General features: G+C 37.7%; 2 protein-coding genes and 1 pseudogene. 1 reads left to right on the top strand and 2 read right to left on the bottom strand.

Annotated elements, in window-relative coordinates:
- Together B4113_RS15005 and B4113_RS15000 are read right to left on the bottom strand one after the other, a co-directional pair.
- Positions 1 to 653: pseudogene (locus B4113_RS15005) on the bottom strand (IS701 family transposase); the annotation flags it as partial.
- A 79-nt stretch (positions 654 to 732) separates the two neighbouring features.
- Complete coding sequence (locus B4113_RS15000; RefSeq protein ID WP_231559861.1) at positions 733 to 1287, bottom strand: hypothetical protein; 555 nt, start codon at positions 1285 to 1287, stop codon at positions 733 to 735.
- 105 nt (positions 1288 to 1392) lie between these two features.
- On the opposite strand from B4113_RS15000, the gene B4113_RS14995 reads away from it, so the two are divergent.
- Positions 1393 to 1872 carry a hypothetical protein gene (locus tag B4113_RS14995; protein WP_033844597.1) on the top strand — a complete coding sequence of 160 codons (480 nt, stop codon included), beginning with the start codon at positions 1393 to 1395 and terminating at the stop codon, positions 1870 to 1872.
- Positions 1873 to 2087 lie beyond the last annotated feature (215 nt).

Below are 2087 nucleotides of genomic sequence, written 5' to 3'. Positions count from 1 at the left end.
GAGCGCTTGGGACGGATACCACGAATCCATGAGCACATACACCGGCTGAGCCCGTTTCCCCTTGAGCGAGGAAAGCCTCTCGATCGCTAGGTCGATCTTGCTTCTTCCCGCCGCCTTATCATAGAGACGAAACGCGAACGGAAACGCTTGCGTGAAGGTATGCACCATCCGCCAAACGAGCGAATGCCCCCAAACGGATGGATGATCGTTGTGCGAGTAGTGCCAATCACACCCTTGAATGGCGCGGGCGGCCCGTGACGAAGGCTTTGTTTTTTGGCCAATCGTATCATCCATCGAAGGAACAGTGGTTGATTCGTCCGCTTGGCTAGGCGTTCGATCTGGCGAAGGATCCATTCTTACAGCTTCTCAAGCAGTTTTTCCTCGTTCCAAGGGCTTTTCGTGAAAAAGTGGCTCAGTGTCGTTCGATGATTCGGGTGAAAACTCCAGTACCGGACATCCGTCAATGTCCCCGAAAATCCCTTGGTCGTCAAGGCGTCGACAAGATGAACGAGATGCTTGATGACCGGCTTCGAGAAATAAAGCGCCAATCCCAGCGTCATGAAAAACTTGTGGATTCCTTGATGATGTGCTAAATCTATTCATGAGACATGAACCTCCTTGTGGGTAGTTGGTGGTACATCTATTCTAACCAAGGAATCGGGTTCATGTCTCCTTTTTTGTTTAGTTGTCAATTTATGTTAGCAAATTTGCTCATCTACAGTTTATTTTTATTTATACTAGCCATAAAATAATTTCTGCTAAAGCCTCAGCAGTTTTACCAGGAACCCCTGCTTTCTTTAACGCTGAAATTAATGCTGATTTTGTTCCCGACTCTAATCTTTCAGTTGCATAGGCTATTTTTCTAGCATATTGATCAATTAATTTTGCTTTAGAAGGAGATAGAGGTCTAATAGCATATTTTAGAGTTTTTCCACCAACTCTACAAATCCAACCAAATGCTTTAATAGCTTTTAGTGTTCCGCTTACGACTCCTGAAGCATGAGCTACATCATCTTGAGCTATTTCTTCACCGATATAGCTTTGAAATTCCTCTGTAGTCGCAGCATACTGAATAAAGTCTCTAGTATCTTCTACAGTACTAGGGGCTCCTTCAATTTCTATATATTCTAGTAGAGATTCAGGTGTTTCGTTTGTTACCTGATTATTAACTACTGCTGTATTATCATTTTCAGCAGCAAAAGTAGATGAGAGAGGTGTAAAAGTAGTACACAAAATAGAAAATGAAGTTGCAAAAATTACTGTTTTCATTAAAATTTTATTTTTCATATTGAAACCTCCCCAAATTTATAGTATTTTATTCCATGTATTATATTACCATATAAAATATATATTATCCAATATATAAATTTACAAAAAGAGGGAATTTTGTATATGATAAAAAAAGAAAAAAGTAGAAATAAATATTCTGTTTCAGATCACATCTTTGCAATAACAGTTGTATCCTTCATGTGCTTAGCCATTATCTCATTGCCTTTCCTACTTTTTTATTCAGTAATGCATCTTATTTCGTTGACAACCGATGTCCGTATTAATTCGTTTGGAACCTTTTCTTCTATCAAAATTATCCTAAAATTTTTTATAACTACTTTAGTCATAACAGGGGTGGTAGATACGATTTTTTCTATAATCTTGAACCGCTCGAAAGGAATTCTTGGTTTTCTTTCTGAAGCACTTCTGATGCTTGCCTTTTTCTATTTTTATGTTTTGATTTATTCTCTTGTGTCTAATGAAATTGTAATGACAGATAAAGGTCGTATTTATGTTTCCTTATTTTTGTTCCTCATGTATTTATCTATTCATGTAGTATATATTGGTTCAAAACGGCTTTATGAATTAATAGTAAAAAAGTAACATATTAACAGTATTTTATCTCCCTACAAATAGACAATAAAAGAAAACCCGTGGTGCTAGTTGAGTCTTAACGCTCAACTAGCACCACGGGTACCTAATAATTAATAAAGGGGGTTAAGACCATACTAAAGAAAATTATCACGAGTGTTGATTATCCAAAATTATACATACGCCTTCCATAAATTTGGGCATACTCAAACAAAGCAGCGGCCATC

Origin of the sequence: Geobacillus sp. B4113_201601, from assembly GCF_001587475.1 — a bacterium.
GTDB lineage: Bacteria > Bacillota > Bacilli > Bacillales > Anoxybacillaceae > Geobacillus > Geobacillus icigianus.
The sequence above is the reverse complement of the archived record's forward strand: the minus strand, read 5'-3'. Positions and strand labels throughout refer to the sequence as shown.

What these genes read in the sequence shown, in the direction of transcription:
- B4113_RS15000 (WP_231559861.1), bottom strand. Translation starts at nt 1,287, where the DNA reads ATGAAAAATAAAATTTTAATGAAAACAGTAATTTTTGCAACTTCATTT.
- B4113_RS14995 (WP_033844597.1), top strand. Translation starts at nt 1,393, where the DNA reads ATGATAAAAAAAGAAAAAAGTAGAAATAAATATTCTGTTTCAGATCAC.